Origin of the sequence: Streptomyces sp. RKAG337 (genome assembly GCF_023701715.1) — a bacterium.
Lineage (GTDB): Bacteria > Actinomycetota > Actinomycetes > Streptomycetales > Streptomycetaceae > Actinacidiphila.
This window is the reverse complement of sequence record NZ_JAJOZA010000001.1, coordinates 5484656-5501915: the sequence shown is the minus strand read 5'-3', so window position 1 is coordinate 5501915 and position 17260 is coordinate 5484656. Positions and strand designations below refer to the sequence as shown.

Annotated in this window: 16 protein-coding genes and 1 riboswitch; of the genes, 3 read left to right on the top strand and 13 right to left on the bottom strand. The window is 70.9% G+C overall.

Features of this window, described 5'->3' with window-relative positions; genetic code table 11:
• Window positions 1-23: 23 nt before the first annotated feature.
• The 6 genes from LNW73_RS24380 to LNW73_RS24355 form a co-directional block, all read right to left on the bottom strand.
• Window positions 24-1160 carry a M48 family metallopeptidase gene (locus tag LNW73_RS24380; RefSeq protein ID WP_250991391.1) on the bottom strand — a complete coding sequence of 379 codons (1137 nt, stop codon included), beginning with the start codon at window positions 1158-1160 and terminating at the stop codon, window positions 24-26.
• Entirely contained in the window at window positions 1157-2389 is a 1233-nt protein-coding gene (locus tag LNW73_RS24375) for a hypothetical protein (protein ID WP_250991390.1), read from the bottom strand. Before LNW73_RS24375 ends, LNW73_RS24380 begins: the two co-directional genes overlap by 4 nt.
• A gap of 62 nt (window positions 2390-2451) precedes the next feature.
• On the bottom strand, window positions 2452-3498 hold the full coding sequence (locus LNW73_RS24370; RefSeq protein ID WP_250991389.1) for a C40 family peptidase: 1047 nt from the start codon (window positions 3496-3498) through the stop codon (window positions 2452-2454).
• A 187-nt stretch (window positions 3499-3685) separates the two neighbouring features.
• Window positions 3686-4711, bottom strand: coding sequence for an NlpC/P60 family protein (locus LNW73_RS24365; RefSeq protein ID WP_250991388.1), 1026 nt, complete (start codon window positions 4709-4711; stop codon window positions 3686-3688).
• Window positions 4712-5016: 305 nt separating this feature from the next.
• On the bottom strand, window positions 5017-6393 hold the full coding sequence (locus LNW73_RS24360) for an NYN domain-containing protein (RefSeq protein WP_250991387.1): 1377 nt from the start codon (window positions 6391-6393) through the stop codon (window positions 5017-5019).
• A 91-nt stretch (window positions 6394-6484) separates the two neighbouring features.
• The gene (locus LNW73_RS24355; protein ID WP_250975474.1) at window positions 6485-6775 is read right to left on the bottom strand and encodes a hypothetical protein; all 291 of its coding nucleotides are present in this window, start codon (window positions 6773-6775) and stop codon (window positions 6485-6487) included.
• 139 nt (window positions 6776-6914) lie between these two features.
• On the opposite strand from LNW73_RS24355, the gene LNW73_RS24350 reads away from it, so the two are divergent.
• The gene (locus LNW73_RS24350) at window positions 6915-7694 is read left to right on the top strand and encodes a rhomboid family intramembrane serine protease (RefSeq protein WP_250991386.1); all 780 of its coding nucleotides are present in this window, start codon (window positions 6915-6917) and stop codon (window positions 7692-7694) included.
• Entirely contained in the window at window positions 7691-7972 is a 282-nt protein-coding gene (locus LNW73_RS24345) for an Lrp/AsnC family transcriptional regulator (protein WP_250975476.1), read from the top strand. Before LNW73_RS24350 ends, LNW73_RS24345 begins: the two co-directional genes overlap by 4 nt.
• Before the next feature lie 33 nt (window positions 7973-8005).
• On the opposite strand, the gene LNW73_RS24340 is transcribed toward LNW73_RS24345, so the two are convergent.
• The 6 genes from LNW73_RS24340 to ctaE form a co-directional block, all read right to left on the bottom strand.
• Window positions 8006-9379, bottom strand: coding sequence for an aminotransferase class V-fold PLP-dependent enzyme (locus LNW73_RS24340; RefSeq protein WP_250991385.1), 1374 nt, complete (start codon window positions 9377-9379; stop codon window positions 8006-8008).
• Window positions 9380-9424: 45 nt separating this feature from the next.
• Window positions 9425-9540, bottom strand: a riboswitch (SAM riboswitch).
• A gap of 324 nt (window positions 9541-9864) precedes the next feature.
• On the bottom strand, window positions 9865-10929 hold the full coding sequence (trpD, locus tag LNW73_RS24335; RefSeq protein WP_250975478.1) for an anthranilate phosphoribosyltransferase: 1065 nt from the start codon (window positions 10927-10929) through the stop codon (window positions 9865-9867).
• Window positions 10930-11065: 136 nt separating this feature from the next.
• Window positions 11066-12700 carry a cytochrome bc1 complex cytochrome b subunit gene (qcrB, locus tag LNW73_RS24330; RefSeq protein WP_250991384.1) on the bottom strand — a complete coding sequence of 545 codons (1635 nt, stop codon included), beginning with the start codon at window positions 12698-12700 and terminating at the stop codon, window positions 11066-11068.
• Entirely contained in the window at window positions 12697-13749 is a 1053-nt protein-coding gene (qcrA, locus tag LNW73_RS24325; protein WP_250975480.1) for a cytochrome bc1 complex Rieske iron-sulfur subunit, read from the bottom strand. The genes qcrB and qcrA overlap by 4 nt, the downstream gene beginning before the upstream one ends.
• Window positions 13750-13757: 8 nt before the next feature.
• Window positions 13758-14570 (bottom strand): cytochrome bc1 complex diheme cytochrome c subunit, encoded by an 813-nt coding sequence (qcrC, locus tag LNW73_RS24320; protein WP_250991383.1) that lies wholly within the window; start codon window positions 14568-14570, stop codon window positions 13758-13760.
• 82 nt (window positions 14571-14652) lie between these two features.
• Window positions 14653-15273, bottom strand: a complete 621-nt coding sequence (gene ctaE / locus LNW73_RS24315; RefSeq protein WP_138356198.1) for an aa3-type cytochrome oxidase subunit III — start codon at window positions 15271-15273, stop codon at window positions 14653-14655.
• 228 nt (window positions 15274-15501) lie between these two features.
• On the opposite strand from ctaE, the gene LNW73_RS24310 reads away from it, so the two are divergent.
• Complete coding sequence (locus LNW73_RS24310) at window positions 15502-15909, top strand: hypothetical protein (RefSeq protein ID WP_250991382.1); 408 nt, start codon at window positions 15502-15504, stop codon at window positions 15907-15909.
• Window positions 15910-15937: 28 nt separating this feature from the next.
• On the opposite strand, the gene LNW73_RS24305 is transcribed toward LNW73_RS24310, so the two are convergent.
• Window positions 15938-17197, bottom strand: a complete 1260-nt coding sequence (locus LNW73_RS24305) for a L,D-transpeptidase (protein ID WP_250975482.1) — start codon at window positions 17195-17197, stop codon at window positions 15938-15940.
• Window positions 17198-17260: the final 63 nt, after the last annotated feature.

Here is a 17260-nt window from a genome sequence, read left to right as displayed (position 1 = left end):
GATGCACCGGGGAGTGGGCGGGGCTACCGCGCCGCGGCGATCCGCTCGGCCGACGTCGGGTGCGTACCGAACAGCACATGCAGTGCCCGCGGCGGCTCCGGATCGGCGATGTTCGCCACCGCCAGCCGGCGCTGCATCGCGATGAACCCCGCCGGATCCTCCGTCAGCCGCAGCGCGTGCGCGTCCGCCCGGCGCTCCACCCGCCGGCTCAGCGCGCATCCGAACGGCCCGGCCAGCGTCGACCCCAGCGCGGCCACCGCCGCGAGCAGCATCATCGACCGCGGGTCGGAGAAGCGGGACACGCCCGCGGCGTCGAGCAGCGGCTGCCGGCTGACCACCGCCGCCAGCACGCACACCCCCGCGGCCGCCCCGACCGCGCCGAGCACCGTGCCCCGCGCCACGTCCCGGTGCTTCACATGGCCCAGTTCGTGCGCCACGACGAGCTCGACCTCGCGCGGCTCGGCGGTCGTCAGCAGCGTGTCGTACGCGACGATCCGCCGGGTCCGGCCGAAGCCGGAGACGTACGCGTTGAGCGCGGTGGTGCGCCGGGAGGCGTCGGCCACGAGGACGTCGCGTACGGCGATCCCGTCGCGCGCCGCCAGGGCGAGGAGCGCGTCGCGCAGCGGACCCGGTTCCATCGGGGTGAAGCGGTTGAAGAGCGGTTCGAGGACGACGGGGGCCAGCCACGACAGGGCGACGGTGACGACGGCCGCACCGAGCGCCGTCCAGATCCACCACCGGGAGGTGGTCCCGGCGAGCGCGTAGACGGCGAAGAGCGCGCCGAGCGCGAGCGGTACGGAGACGAGCAGCCCGCGCAGCACATCCACCACCCAGCCGACCCAGCCCTGGGTGACCAGTCCGAACCGGGCCCGTACGATCCGCACCCGGGCGGCGAAGGGCAGCGCGACGAGCTGTCGCAGCAGCACCAGGGCGAGCCCGCCGCCGACGATCCGCGCGGCCCAGGAGTCGCCGAAGAGCCCGACGAGGCCGGCGCCGGCCGGGGTCAGCCCGAGGGCGAGAAGCAGCAGGAGGGACGCCAGCCGGCCGGCGAGGGCGGGCGGCCACTGCCCGCGCCGCAGTGCGCGTCCCCGCGCGATCTCCTCAGGGGTGAAATCCGCGTCCGGCACCCCGTCACCAGTACTGCTTCCACCCGTCGTCATGCCAACTCCCGCTGTACATAGGCGCGCCAGCGCGCGGTGAAGTCGTCGAGGCCGGTCCCGAGGACCGCCCGCAGGTGCGTGTCGAGGGAGCCGCCGGTGCCGGCGGCCCGGTACAGCTCGGTGAGTTTCGCGTCGCCCCAGTCGGCGGCGATCAGCCGGCAGGCGAGCCAGGCTCCCTCGTACGCCTGCGCCAGACCGCCGGCCGTCGTGCCGAAGCCGGCGTCGGACGGCAGGTTCCGCGGGGCCCTGCCCGTGGCCACGTCGCGGCTCAGTTCGGGCGCGTCCTGGCGGGCGGTGCGGCCGGTGCCGCCGTAGCCGACCCAGTCGGCGAAACCCTCGGAGAGCCACAGCGGGGTGGTCGCGGTGGTGGCGGCGCGGGTCGCGACATGGGTCGTCTCGTGCGTGAGCACGACCTGGCGGCCGAACGCGGACAGTTCCCCGAACGCCTCGGGGTTGATGATCACGCGGTCGGCCGGCGCTCCGGAGGATCCGCCGAGTTCGCCGGTGGTGACGGCGGCGATGCCACGGTAGGTGTCGGGGGCAGCGTGCAGCAGCGCTGCCATCCGCGCCAGCGAGGACGGCACTTCGACGACGACGCGGCCGCTCCAGCCGTTCCCCCAGGCCCGCCCCACCGCGGGCACCGCACGGTCGGCGGCGTCGGCGTAGGTCCGCAGCGCCGCCGGCCCGTCCGTCCCGAGCACGAGGCTGTGCGCTCCGCGCACCACCCGCACCGGGCCCTGGTCCCACAGCTGCTGGGCGTCGTGCCGGTCCCCGGCGACGTACCAGCGGCCGCCGCGCCGCACGAGTGTCAGTTCGGCGTCCGAGGTGACCGCCGAAGTGTCGTACCCGGTCAGCCGGTACCCGACCTGGACCCGCGCCAGCGCCCGGTCACCGCCACCACCGGCGTCGCCATCGGGACCGACACCCGTCACCCGGTACGACCACGAGGCGAGCGGCACCTGTGCCAGGTTCCGGAACACCTGCCGCTGCCGGTCCCGGAATCCCGGGTCGACGTCCGCGAGGAACGCCGTCTCGTCGCGGTGCAGCAGCGCCGCCGCCTGGCGGTCGAGCACCGACTGGACGGCGGGAGCGCCAGGGCCCGCGGGGACGACGGCAGCACCGCTCCCGCCACCGCCGCACCCGGTGAGCAGTGCCAGCAGGGTCAGCACGACGAGAACCGCCGCGCACCACGGCGCGGCGGTCCCGGGTCGTGTGCGCGCTGCCGCCATACGCCCGATCGTACGGGCGCCGCCCCCTGGCCCGGATCAGGGCCGGGCGGCCGACGGGCAGGTCAGGGCCGGGTGACCGCGGAGATCGGCATCATGTCGACCGGGTCGTAGCGCACCCGCGCGCCCGGGTACGGCGCGTGCACCACCCGGCCGCCGCCGACGTACATCCCCACATGGCTCGCGTTGTCCCGGTAGATCACCAGGTCGCCGGGGCGGGCCTGGTCGAGCGGGACCTGGTGGCCGGCGTGCTTCTGCTCCTGCGAGGTCCGCGGCAGCGACACCCCGGCCTTCCGGTAGGAGTACTGCATGAGGCCGGAACAGTCGAAGGACGACGGCCCCGTGCTGCCCCACACATAGGGCGAGCCGATCGCCGCCCGCGCGACGGCCACGGCCATCGCGGCGCGCGACGAGGAGGCCGGCAGATCCGGCAGGTCGGCCATGGAACGGCTGGAGCGCGAGGCCCGGCCGTCCAGGCCGCGGACGAATCCGGCGCGCTGCGCGGCCGGCATCTCGTTGAGGAGCCGCTGCGCCGCGCCGAGTTTGCCCTGCACGCTCCGCTTGCGGTCCTTCATCGTGGACCTGGCGCGTTCCAGATCGGCCAGTTTGGCCGCCGCCATCGACCGCTTCTGCTCCAGCGAGCGCTGCGCTTCCCGCAGTTGCGCCAGGTCGGCGGCCTGATGGGTGCTGATCCGCTCCAGCGCCTCGGCCCGCTCGAGATAGCTGTCCGGGTCGGAGGACAGCATGAGGGCCATCGTCGGGTCGATGCCACCGCTGCGGTACTGGGCCCCGGCGATCGCGCCGAGATCGTCCCGCATCCGGTTGACCCGCTCCTGGCCCCGGGCGGCCTGGTCCTGGAGGGAGGCCACCTCGTGCCGCAGCCGGGTGGCGCGCTCCTGCGCCGCGTTGTACTGCTCGGTGGCCTGTTCCGCCTGCTGGTAGAGCTGTCCCACCCGGGACGACGTGTCGGTCGCGGGGCCCGCCGGGTCGGCGGCCGCGACCTGGGCCGCCGCGCCCCCGGAGAGCGCCGCCGCGGCGGCCGCCGCGGAGAGCACGGTGACGCGGGAGGTGCGGGTGAAGCCGGGCTGCGGGGACCGCCGATGTGTTGCCACGGCTGAGACAGTAGTCAGACCATCACGCTGAGTTCAAAAACCGCGCGGCCATGACGGACGGGCGTCCTTCTCGATGCCCAGGTCACTGCCGCTCGGGCGTCAGCGGTCACCCTCCGATATCACTCGAATGAACCACGCCGCCGGCCGGAGGAGACGTGATTCCGGCCGGGCGGGAGAGTGAACGGGATCAGATCCGTACGCCGAACTGGAACGGCATGTTGCCGATCGCCTCGTAGCGCACGTACGCGCCCGGCTTGGGAGCGTGCAGCACCATGCCGTTGCCGGCGTAGAAGCCGACGTGGTGGCGGTCGCCGAAGAAGATGACCAGGTCGCCGGGGGCCAGCTGGCTCATCGACAGGTGGGGGCCGTAGTTGGCCTGGTCCTGGGACATCCGGGGTATGTTCACGCCGGCCTGCGCGTAGGACCACATGGTCAGGCCCGAGCAGTCGAACTTGCTGGGGCCCGTCGCGGACCAGCTGTACGGCATGCCGATCCGGGTCTTCGCCGCGGCGAGCGCGGCGGCGGCGCGCTGCGAGGGCGCCGGGATGTCGCCCAGGTTGGGCCGTTCGTTGCTGCGGCTCGCGCGGGCGTCCTGGTCCGCGATGGCGGCACGCTGCTGCGCGGTCAGCGAGTTGAGCACCTTCTGGGCCGCGGCGAGCTTGCTCTGGGCCGCTTCCTTCTGCTTGCCGAGTTCGGTGCGGGCGCTCTCCAGCGAGGCCATCTTGGTGGTGGCCTCGGCGCGCTGCTGGTCCAGGGTGCGCTTGACTTCCTGGATCTGCTTCAGCGACTCGGCCTGCTGGGAGGAGAGCTGGTCCATCGTGGACGCCTTGGACAGGTAGGTGTCCGGGTCCGTCGACAGGAGGAGCTGGAGCGTCGGGTCGATGCCGCCGTTGCGGTACTGGGCGCTGGCCATCGCGCCGAGGCCGTCGCGCAGGGTGTTGAGCGTGCCCTGCTCGCGCGCCACCTGGTCCTGGAGGTCGCCGACCTCTTTCTCCAGCTTGCTCTGCTGCTCCTTGGCCCCGTTGTACTTCTCGGTGGCCTGCTCCGCCTCGTCGTACAACTTGTCGACCTGGGACTTGACGTCCTTGATGTCGGGCTTGGCGGGGGCGGCGTTCGCGGCCTGGGAAGTGAGGGCGACGGCTGCGGCAGCGGTAGCGGTGAGTACGGTCACCCGCATGCGGCTTGTCGGCTTGGGACGACGGTGGGACGCCACGAAGGCGAGCTCCTTCTTCCTTCAGCCGCCTACCCGGTTGGTCGGCGGTCCCCCCTGCGCCGCCTCGTTCAGCCGCTGGTCCCACGGTTCTCGTGGTGCGGCTTGATCAACGGCGCGGAGGTTCGAGCCCCGACCTTAGTGACCTTCCTGTGATCGGTTCAAATCCTTGTAGGTAAAACTTCGGTCGCGACACGTTTTCTTTACGAACATCGAACGTGCAGTAGCGGTCATCTGACGCTGAGTTGACCGCAAACACCGACAAGGGCGCACCTGCGGAGGCGGTGCGCCCCGATCCGGGACCCGGCTCAGCCGCGCGCGAGCCGCTTGAGGAGCAGCGTCGAAGCGACGGGCCGCGCACCGGCCTTGGCGACGCCGTCGGCCACCTCACGGTCCGCGGAGACCACCACGACGACCCGCCCCGGCGGTTCCGCCCGCACCAGGCGGCGGATCAACTCGTCGGCGGTCTCCCCCGCCTTGCTGAACATCACCCGCACCCCGCGCGGCGGCGCCAGCAGCACCGGGGCGTCCAGGTCGGCCCCGTCGAAGACACAGGTGACCTCGGCGCCGCTCTGCGCCGCCAGCACCGCGAGACCGCCGAGCAGCCGCAGCCGCTGCTTCTCCAACGGCAGGGACGGATAACCGGTCTTGGTGACGTTGTACCCGTCGATCACCAGGTGCGCCTGCGGGAGCGCCAGCAACTGGTCGAGCAGCGCCGGGTCGTTCTCGGACAGGGCGCGCTGCGCGATGTCCTTGGGGCTGATCGTGCCGGGCGCGACCGCTTCGACGGTGTCGGCCGGCCGGACGCCCATGGTGTCGCGCGGTGGCAGCGCCAGTTCACGGCGCAGCCCGGTGGCCGCGTCCAGCACGGTGTCCAGCAGCAGCCGCAGCCGTACGCCCTCGGCGCTGCGGCCCTCGCGCACGGACCTGCGGCCCGCCTCCAGGGCCGCCTCGGCCTCGGTGACCCGGGTCCTGAGCCGGCGCGCCTCGTTCTCGGCGGCGGCCTTGTCCGCGGCGGCCGCGGCCCGGACCTCCTCCAGCTCGGTCTCCACCTTGCGCAGCGCCGCCTCGGCACGCTTCATGTCGCTGACCGCGCTGCGCAGCCTGCGCTGCGTCGTGTCGATCTCCTTGCGGGCCGCCTCCAACTCGCCGCGGCCGCGGGCGGCCTCGTCACGGGCCTGGAGCTGGAAATCGGCCAGTTCGTCCCTGAGGTGCTGCAGTTCGCGGGTGGTCTCGCCGTCGGCCCGTTCGGCCAGCGCGCGCTGCGCCTCCTCGCCGGCGGTCGCGACGATCTTGGCCCAGCCGGCCGGGCGCAGCAGATAGGCGGCCGCGGCCACGTCGAGCGGGTCCGCGGCGGGCGGCGGGGTGCCCGCCTCCAGCGCCTCGGCCAGTTCCGGCTGGGACTCGCGCAGCCGGGCGGCGATCTTCTGCCGGAAGGCGGGGTCGGTCTCCAGGGCGGTGGCCAGCGCGGTCGCCGCGAACTTGGCGCGCCGCGACGGGGTGAACCGGGCGTAGGGCCGCAGCGGGGACGGCAGTTCGGCGAGGGTGAGGCCGCCGAAGGCATCAGCGGCTATCGTCACGACCCGGTGCCGCACGCCTTCGGGCAGGGGTCGGTCCAGGGCCGGCTCGGCCGCCTCGTCGGCGCCGCTGCTCTCGGCCTGCGGGTGCCCGCCGGTCCCATCCACCAGTCACTCCCGTCCAGTGCTGTCGGCGCCTCCCCGGCCCCCTTCGATCCCTCTGGCCGCCGCCGTACAAGTCCATTGTCGCCGTACAGGGTCAACCCTGCGTCGAATCCGCTTCCGCTTCGACACCGGCGTCGGCGCCGTCCTCGGCTCCCGCACTGGGCCGGTCGACCAACTCGACCTGGTCGGCCGCGTTGCACCAGCGGCAGCGCACCGACTCCACGGTCTCGCTGAGCACCTCGGTCTCCTCGACCTTCGCCTCACCGGCGAGGTCCAGGTGGACGTACTCGACGACCTTGGTCGAACGCGTGACATCGAACCGGGTCAGGTTGCCGCACAGCGTGCAGCGCCACCGGGTCGTCGCGGTCGGCAGGGGAACCGGCATCGGGCGGACACCTCTTTCGGGACTTTCGGGTCGGCACGTGGCGTACGCGCGCGTTCCGGTTACCCTACGGCCTCCACGGCGGGCGGCGCTGCGGCGAGGCGCCCCCTGACCGATACGCCCGGTCCGTCATGATCGGTACATGGTCATCCCGGTCTACGACAAGAACCCGGTCCGCCGCACTCCCGTGGTGACGTACGCCCTGATCGCCCTGTGCACGGTGGTGTTCCTGCTCGGTCCGGTCTCGGGGTTCAACCCCTCCTACGGCACGGGTGACCAGCTCCAGTGCGCCCAGGCGGTCTATTTCGACCGCTGGGGAGTCATCCCCGCCGAGCTGTTCCACGGCCAGCTGCCGCTGGACCGGCTGGGACTCCCCGCCGGCTGCCCGACCCCGCACGCGTTCACCAAAACGGCCTTCCCGTCGGTGCTCACCGCGATGTTCGTCCATGGAAGTTGGCTGCATCTGATCGGCAACATGCTGTTTTTGTACGTCTTCGGCGACAACGTCGAAAGCCGCATGGGCCGCTTCCGGTATCTGCTGTTCTTCCTGGCCGCCGGATACCTCGCCACGTACGGCTTCGCGCTCGCCGGCGCCGACTCGACGCAGAGCCTGATCGGCGCCTCCGGCGCGATCTCCGGGGCGCTCGGCGCGTACCTCTACCTCTACCCCAGGGCGCGGGTGACGAGCCTGTTCCCGTTCCTCTTCTTCCTCCCGCTGCGCTTCCCGGCCTGGATGGTCCTCGGCTTCTGGTTCGCGCTGCAGTGGCTGGCCGCCCAGACCAGCCAGTCGGGGCCCGGGGTCGCCTATCTGGCCCACGTGGTGGGCTTCGTCTTCGGCTTCCTGGCCGCCTGGGTGTGCTTCCGCCGAAGCCCTAAGCTGGAGACCGCAGCCAGGGCGACCCAAGGAGACCTACAGCCGTGATCACCGCGATCGTGCTCATCAAGACCAGCGTCGACCGGATCCCGGAGATCGCCGAGGCGATCGCCGCCCTGGACAGCGTCAGCGAGGTCTACTCGGTCACCGGGACGTACGACCTGGTCGCCATGGTCCGGGTCTCCCGGCACGACGACCTCGCGGACGTGATCCCCGGCCGGATCAGCAAGATCCCCGGCGTCGAGGCCACCGACACGCATGTCGCGTTCCGCACGTACTCCCAGCACGACCTGGAAGCGGCCTTCGCTATCGGCCTCGAAGGCTGACGCGTCCGGCCGCCTCCCGGCGCAGCCGGCCGCTCAGTCGCGGGCGGGCACGCAGCGGCCGTCCTCGGTGCGGTAGTTCCACTGGGCGCCGTCCCTGACGAGTTCCGTGACGGCACCCAGGAAGCGGTCCACGTGCTCGTCGGGCGTGCCCGCCCCGAAGCTCACGCGGATCGCGTTGAGCGACTTCTCCCCCGGCTCGGTCTCCGGGGATCCGCACTCGCCCGGCTCGGTCGGCTCGCTGCCCAGCAGGGTGCGGACCAGCGGGTGGGCGCAGAAGAGGCCGTCACGCACCCCGATGCCGTACTCGGCGGACAGCGCGGCGGCGAAGTGCGAGCTGTTCCAGCCGTCCACGACGAACGAGATGACGCCGACCCGGGGCGCGTCGTCGCCGAACAGCGACAGCACCCTGACCTGCGGCACCTCTGCCAGCCCCGCACGGACCCGGGTGACCAGGCCCTGCTCCCGCTCCACGAGCGAGTCGAAGCCCGCCTCGGTCAGCGCCCGGCAGGCCGAGGCGATCGAGTACACGCCGATGACGTTCGGCGATCCGGCCTCGTGCCGGGCCGCGGTGGTGTGCCACTCGACGTCCACCCCGCCGTCGGCGCGCCGCGCGACCTTGCGGCTCGCGCCGCCGCCCGCCAGGTACGGCTCGGCCTCCTGCAGCCAGTCCGCCCGGCCGGCCAGCACGCCGGAGCCGAACGGGGCGTAGAGCTTGTGCCCGGAGAACGCCACCCAGTCCACGTCCAGCTCCGCGATGTCCACCGGGTGGTGCGGGGCGAGCTGCGCGGCGTCCAGCACGATGCGGGCACCGTGCGCGTGCGCCGCGTCGGCCAGCTCGCGGACCGGCCACAGCTCACCGGTGACGTTCGAGGCGCCGGTCACGCAGACCAGCGCGGGAGCATCGGGGTCGCGCTGCGCCAGCGCCGCCTCCAGCGAGGCGACGGCCTGCTCCGGGGTGCGGGGCGCGGTCAGGTAGGTGACCCGCGCGTCCCGCCACGGCAGCAGCGACGCGTGGTGCTCGGTCTCGAAGACGAAGACCTGGGTGCCGGCCGGGAGCACCGAGGCCAGCAGGTTCAGCGAGTCGGTGGTCGAGCGGGTGAAGACCACCTGGTCGCCCTCCCGGCAGCCCAGGAAGTCGGCCACCGTCGCCCGGCTCTGCTCGAACAGGTCGGTGGAGAGCTGCGACAGGTACCCCGCCCCGCGGTGCACGCTGCCGTAGTAGGGCGCGTACGCGGCGACGTCGTCCCAGACCCGCTGCAGGGCGGGCGCGCTCGCCGCGTAGTCCAGGGCGGCGTAGGTGACCTCACCGCCGGTCACCAGCGGGACCCGGACGTCACGGCCGAGCACCTCGAGGGGAGCGGTGGCCACGGAACCGGGGGTGCAGGTGGAAACGGGGTGCACGGACATGACGGAGCTCCTCAGGGACCTGGACCCCGGAAGCAGTCGCGAAGGGGCCCGCGCTTGCCGTAGACACCTCGCCTACGGCCCGGTCATCACCTGGGGCACCCCGCCACGGACGGAGGGTTGCCGGACAGCAAGCCAGGGCCAAATCGCTGTCACTCGTGACCTGACGAGAAGTATGCCAGCTGTCCTGCCGACGGCAAGCGGCATTCCGCGATGCGGACGGTCCTCCGGACGGGCCGGAGGGAAGCGCGCCGTCAGGACGAGCAGGCACCGTCCCGGTCCGGGAGCGCGGAGACCCCCGGACCGGGGAGCGGGAGGCGACCCGGCGAACGGGTGCTGGGGGCCTGCCCGGCGAAGCGGGCAGTGACCCACCGGACGGGCGCTGGGGCCTGTCCGGCGGGCCTTGGGCAGTCCAGGCGCCGTCTCCTGCACGAGGTCTCCCCGCCCGAAGGCGGGGAAAGAACCCTTCATGATCCGCCGGAAGGGCGTTACGCGTTGCTCGCCGCTACCCAGCGTTCCAGTGCGATTCTGGCCGCGCCCGAGTCGATGGCCTCGGCGGCGCGGTTGATGCCCTCGGCGATCTGGACCTCCAGGGTGGCGGATCCGGGGTCGAGGGCGACCAGGGCGGCGGCCGAGTTGAGGAGGACCGCGTCGCGGACCGGGCCGCGCTCGCCCGCCAGCAGCCGGCGGGCCACCTCGGCGTTGTAGGCGGCGTCGGCGCCGCGCAGGGCCTCGACGGGGACCAGCGGGATCCCGACGTCACGGGGGTCGAAGGCGACCTGGTCGACCTTGCCGTCCCGGACCACCCAGACCTGGGAGGTCGCGGTGGTGGTCAGCTCGTCCAGCCCGTCGTCGCCGCGGAAGACCAGCGCGGAGGAGCCCCGCTCGGCCAGCACACCGGCCATGATCGGCGCCATCCGGGCGTCGGCGACCCCGGTGGCCTGGGCGCGTACCCGGGCCGGGTTGGTGAGCGGGCCGAGGAAGTTGAACGTGGTCTGGGCGCCGAGCTCCCTGCGGGCCTTGGCCGCGTACCGCAGCGCCGGGTGGAACTTCACCGCGAAGCAGAACGTGATGCCAGCCTCCTCGGCGACCTCCACGACCCGCTTCGGGGTGAGCTCCAGATTGACCCCGAGCCGCTCCAGCACGTCCGACGAGCCACTCTGCGACGACGCGGCGCGGTTGCCGTGCTTGACGACCTTGGCGCCGGTGCCCGCCACGACGATCGCCGACATGGTGGAGATGTTCACCGTCCTGGCGAGGTCGCCGCCGGTGCCGACGATGTCCACCGTCCGGCCCGGCACCTCGATGAGGTTGGCGTGCGCGTACATCGCCCGGACCAGGCCCGACATCTCGTCGACGGTCTCGCCCTTGGAGCGCAGCGCGATGGCGAAGCCGGCGATCTGGACGTCGGTCGCCTCGCCGGTCATGATCTGGTCCATCGCCCAGGCGGTGTCGTCGGCCGTCAGGTCATGGCCGCGCAGCAGCTGGTTCAGTACGCCCGGCCATGAGGGGTTCGCCGAGCTGTCGCCGCCTGCCGGGGTCACAACGCTCATGGTCCACACTCCTGGTGGTCGGGTCGATACTGCGGGCCCAGCCTATCGGTGGCCGGGCACGGCGAAGGGCCCCGTCCATGTCATGGACGGGGCCCTTCGAGGTTGCCGTCAGCCGGCGTGAGGGATCAGCGGGCGATCAGTGGTGGCCGTGGCCACTGGTGATCTCCGCGTGCTCCTCGGGGGTCGGCTTGGGGATCTGGCTGGCCTCGCCGTAGAAGCCGTGCGACAGCTTGGTGCGCAGCTTCGTGATCGGGCCGATCTTGCGTTCCACGCCGTTCTCGTCGACCTCGGGGCCGGTTTCGATCGGCTTCGGCTGGTCGTGCGCGGTGAGCGTGTGCAGCGCCTCCGCGGAGAGCTGCTCGTGCACCTCGATGAACTCACCGTGCGGCAGCCGCTTGATCAGGCCGGTCTCGCGACCGTGCAGGACCTTGTCGCGGTCGCGGCGCTGGAGGCCGAGGCAGATCCGCTTCGTCGCGACGAACACGAGCACCGGGAGCACGAAGAACCCGATGCGCACGACCCAGGTGATCTGGTTGAGCGACAGGTGGAAGTGCGTCGCCCAGAGGTCGTTGCCGCCGCCGACGAGCAGGATGCCGTACCAGCTCAGCCAGGCCGCACCGAAGCCGGTGCGGACCGGGTGGTTGCGCGGCCGGTCCAGCAGGTGGTGCTCCCGCTTGTCCCCGGTGACCCAGGACTCGACGAACGGGTAGACCGCGATCGCGACGAGTACCAGCGGGAAGATCATCAGCGGGATGAACACACCCAGGGCCAAGGTGTGGCCCCAGGCGTTGATCTCCCAGCCCGGCATGACACGGATCAGGCCCTCGGAGAAGCCCATGTACCAGTCGGGCTGGGCGCCGGTGGACACCTGGTCCGGCCGGTAGGGGCCCATCGCCCAGATCGGGTTGATCGACGCGATCGAGGCGACCGCGGCGATGACACCGAAGACCAGGAAGAAGAAGCCGCCCGCCTTCGCCATGTACACCGGCAGCAGCGGCATGCCGACGACGTTCTTCTCCGTCTTGCCGGCACCCGGGAACTGGGTGTGCTTGTGGTAGAAGACCAGGATCAGGTGGGCCACCAGCAGGCCGGCCATGATGCCCGGCAGCAGCAGGATGTGCACCGAGTAGAAGCGCGGCACGAAGTCGGTGCCGGGGAACTGCCCGCCGAACATGAAGAACGACAGGTACGTGCCCACGACCGGCATGGACAGCACCGCGCCGTCCATGAACCGGACACCGGTGCCCGACAGCAGGTCGTCCGGCAGCGAGTAACCGGTGAACCCGGTGAACATGCCGAGGACCAGCAGCAGGAAGCCGAAGACCCAGTTGACCTCGCGGGGCTTGCGGAACGCGCCCGTGAAGAACACGCGCATCATGTGCACGAGCATCGCGGCCACGAAGATCAGCGCGGCCCAGTGGTGGATCTGGCGGACCAGCAGGCCGCCGCGCACCTCGAAGCTGATGTGCATCGTCGACGCGAACGCGTCGGACATGCGCTGGCCCTGCAGCGGAGCGTAGGGGCCGTCGTAGACGACCTCGGCCATGCTGGGGTGGAAGAACAGCGTCAGATACACACCCGTGAGGATGAGGATGATGAAGCTGTAGAGGCAGATCTCACCGAGCATGAAGGACCAGTGGTCCGGGAAGATCTTGCGCATGTTGGCCTTGGCCAGGCCGTAGATGCCGAGACGGCCATCCGCCCAGTCGGCGACCCGCTCGCCGGCCGGGGCTTTGCCCCGGCGCTGCGGGTTTTCAGCGGTGGTACTCATCCGCGCTCCCAGAAGCTCGGGCCGACGGGCTCCGTGAAGTCGCCGAGGGCGATGAGGTTGCCCTCCTCGTTCACGCTGATCCGCAGCTGCGGAAGGGCGTGACCGGCAGGACCGAAGATGACCCGGGCGCCGTCGGACAGGTCGAACGTCGACTGGTGGCACGGGCAGAGGACGTGGTGCGTCTGCTGCTCGTAGAGGCTGATCGGGCAGCCGACGTGGGTGCAGATCTTGGAGAACGCGACGATGCCCTCATGGGCCCAGTCACGCTCCCGCTTGTCCTTGATGTCGTTCGGCTCGAGCCGGATGATCATCAGGGCGGCCTTGGCGATCTCCTGCTGGAACCGCTCCTGGTTCTCCTCCAGGCCCTCGGGCATGGCGAAGGTGAGCGATCCGACGGGAACGTCCTCGGGCCGGAGCGGCTTGTTGGTGTTCTGGTTGATCAGCACCTTGCCCTTGGACCACAGGGTGTGCCGGAGCTTGTCGCCCGGCAGCGGTCCCAGGTCGCGCAGGAGCACGACACCGGAGAGCGGCACCAGGGCCAGCGCGCCGAACATCGTGTTGCGGATCAGCTTCCGGCGGCCGAAGCCGCTCTCCTTCGCGCCCTGCGCGAAGTCGGCCAGCACCTGGGCCTTGACCTCGGGCTCGGCCGAAATCGGGTGACGCTCGGCGGCGTGCTCCTCGTCGGACATCAGCGTGCGGGCCCAGTGGACCGCGCCGGCGCCGATGCAGAAGAGGGCAAGACCCAGCGTCAGCCCGAGCGAGAAGTTCAGCGCACTGACGTGGCCGAACGGGAAGACGTAGATGATCTTGTCGACGGGGAAGACCACGAAACAGGCGATGAAGCCGATCGTGGACAGCATCGACAGGAGGAAGAGGAACGCGATGGTGCGTTCCGAGCTCTTCGCGGCACGCTCGTCGATGTCCTGACGGCGGTGCTCGTGGGGCGGAAGGCCGGGGTCGGCGAACTCGTGGTGTCCGCGGACTGCCGGCTCGTCGCCCCCGTGAGCGTGTGACGGCTCACTCGGCAGGTTCTCTTCTGACTCTGACATGTCCTGACTCATGACTTCTTGGCCTTCGTGGTCCGGGCCGCAACCCAGATGGCGACAGCGATCATGGCTCCGAGGCCGAAGACCCAGGCGAACAGACCCTCCGAAACCGGTCCGATGCCTCCGAGCTCAAGGCCGCCGGGGCTGGGGGTCTGCTCGCCGTTCACGGCGTCGAGGTACGCGATGATGTCGGCCTTCGCGTCCTCCGGCATCGTGGTGTCGGGGAAGGACGGCATGCTCTGCGGGCCGCTCTGCATGGCCTCGTAGATGTGCTTGGGGTCCACGTCCTCCAGGCTGGGCGCGTACTTGCCGTTGGTCAACGCACCGCCCTTGCCCGTGAAGTTGTGGCACTGCGCGCAGTTCGTGCGGAACAGTTCCCCGCCCCTGGCGGCGTTCGCGCCGTCCGGGCTGTACTGCTCCTTGGTGGGTACCGAGGGACCCGGGCCCAGAGAGGCGATGTACGCGGCGAGCTGGTCGATCTGGGCCTGCGTGTAGATGTTCTTCTTCTTCGGGATCTGCGATCCCGGCTGCTGGGCCGGCATGCGGCCGGTGCCCACCTGGAAGTCGACGGCTGCGGCGCCGACGCCCACCAGGCTCGGGCCGTCGTTCTTACTTCCCTGGCCGGACGTGCCGTGGCAGCTGGAGCAGCCGACGGCGTACAGCTTCTTGCCCTCTTCGATCGCGAGGGACTGGGCTGTGTCGTCAGCCTGCGCCTTCTGCGCCGGCGCGAACGCGGCGTACAGCCCCCCGGTGGCCGCGAGCGCGAGAAGTAGGACGACAAGCGCCGCCAGCGGATGGCGCCGTCGTGCGGAGAGCTTTTTCACGGATTACCCCGGTCAGGATCTGTGTCGATGCTTCTGTCTGTGTCTGTCTGAACGTCGTTCCGGCCCGTGGCCGGCCCGCCGGTTACTTGATCAGGTAGATCGTGGCGAAGAGGCCGATCCAGACGACATCGACGAAGTGCCAGTAGTAGGACACGACGATGGCCGCCGTGGCCTGCTCGTGAGTGAACCTCTTGGCCGCGTACGTTCTGCCGAGGACCAGCAGGAACGCGATCAGACCACCTGTCACGTGCATCCCGTGGAAGCCGGTCGTGAGGTAGAACACCGATCCGTACGGGTCGGACGACAGCGAGAGGCCGTCGTTCTTGACCAGTTCGGTGTACTCGAAGATCTGGCCACCGATGAAGATCGCGCCCATCACGAACGTGAGCATGAACCACGCGCGGAGCTTCTTCACGTCGCCGCGCTCGGCGGCGAACACGCCGAGCTGGCAGGTGAGGGAGGAGAGCACGAGGATCGTCGTGTTCGTCGCCGAGAACGGAACGTTCAACGCCGACGCGTGTTCCTTCCAGAACTCGGCACCCGTCACCGAGCGAAGGGTGAAGTACATCGCGAAGAGGGCCGCGAAGAACATCAGCTCGGAACTCAGCCAGATGATGGTTCCGACGCTGGTGAGGTTCGGCCGGTTGACCGACGGGTGCGCGTGCCCGGTATCTACTGCTGTTGCTGTCGCCACGTCCGACATTATGTCGGTCCCTTATCTCGCGCTCACTCCGGGGGGTGCCATTCGGTGTGTCCGGCCCCGCAGGAGACCCGCGTGGCCTACCGAAGCCGTCCCCCGAAGGAGGGATGACGGAGCATCGGACGGATCTTGTCCTGGCCCGAAGGCTCCTCGCGGAGCTCTTCACGGGAGTAGCATCCGAGCCACTTGACGACGGACTCGACGACGATTCCTCGACGATCAGGAGGCACGATGCGGGCGACTGCCACGGTGCTGGTCTACAGCGACGACGCGAACACCCGGGAGCAGGTCCGGCTCGCCGTCGGGCGCAGGCCGGCGCCCGACCTGCCGCCGGTCGAGTTCCTGGAGTGCGCGACACTGCCGGCCGTCCTCACGGAGTTGGAACGGGGCGGTATCGACGCCTGCGTCTTCGACGGTGAGACGGCTCCCGCGGGAGGCATGGGCGTGTGCCGGCAGGTGAAGGACGAGATCTTCCAGGCACCGCCGGTGCTGGTGCTGATCGGCCGGCCGCAGGACGCGTGGCTGGCCACCTGGAGCCGGGCCGAGGCGGCGGTGACGCACCCCGTCGACCCGGTGGCGCTCGCGCAGGCCCTGGCGGGGCTGCTGCGCAAGCGCCTCGCGGTGACCGCGCCGGCCTAGCCGGCGCGGCAGCCACGGCCCGGGGCGGCTAGACCTCGGGGCGGAGCCTGGCCGGGGCGGCGGTGTTGTTCTGCACCGCCGCCGCCTTGCCCGCGCTGCCCAGCGCGCTGCCCTTCTTCCAGTCGGACCAGTTCAGGTTCCAGTCGCCGAACCCGTTGTCGAACGGAGTCATCGTCGAGCCCGCGCTGTTGACGACCTGGACGACGTCGCCCATGCGCACCTGGTCGAAGAACCAGTGCGCGTTCTCGGTGCTCATCCCGGTGCAGCCGTGGCTGACGTTGTCGACCCCCTGCGAGCCCTCCGACCAGGGCGCGGCATGCACGTACTCGCCGCTCCAGGTCACCCGGGTGGCCCAGTACACGGGGAGGTCGTAGCCCTCGGAGCTGCCGGCGGCTATGCCGATGCTCTCGCTCTGCATCCGGACGAAGCTCTCCTTGCCCAGGACGACCTTGACGCCGTTGCGCGTGGAGAAGCCGGGCTTTCCGGTGGTCACGGGTATGGTGCGGACGACGCTGCCGTTGCGCTTGAACGTCATCTCGTGGGAGCCCGCGTCCGTTATCGCCTCGACCCGGTCACCGGTCGTGAGCGACAGCGCCTTGGAGGATCCGCCGTAGAGGCTGTCCTTGATGTGGACGCCGTCGAGGGTGCTGCGGACCTCGATCTTCGCGTTCGCGGGCCAGAAGGTCTCCGGCCGGTAGTGCAGCGTGCGGTCGTCCACCCAGTACCAGGAGCCGACGGCGGCCTCCGGACTGGCGGTGACCTGCAGGTTCTGTTCGACCTTGGCGCGTGCCGCGGGGTCCTTGACGGGCACCGTCAGCATGGCGGTGACGGGCTGTCCTACGCCGTAGGTGCCGGCGTCGGGGCCGAAGGTGACCCGCAGCAGGTTGTCGGCGGCCGTCGTGTCGAATCCGACGGTCTCCCGGCCGGGCCGCCCCGCGCCGTCCTCGGTGCTCACCCGGACCGTGTAGTGGGCTCCTGCGGCCAGTGGAGCGGTGCTGTGCCAACGTATGCCGTCCGGGGAGAGTTCGCCCCTGACGTAGCGTCCTGCGGCGTCCGTGGCCGTGACGTCGGTGATCCGGTCGTCGTTCTTGGCGGTGATCTCCAGGGGCTTGTTCGGGTCCACCTTGCCGCCGTCGGCGAGGCTGTACGAAACCTCGCCCGCCGCGTCGTAGGGAGAGGCGGCCAGCGGATCCCCGCCGTCACCGCCGCATGAGGTCAGCCCCACCGCGAGAGGGGCTACGAGAAGCGCGTATCGCATCGCCGTCCGGCGTGTCGAGAAGTGACTCATGGTCACAAGGTATGAAGATTCGCCCGGATCGGCGCGTTGAGCGCATGCGAACGGGCTGGGCCC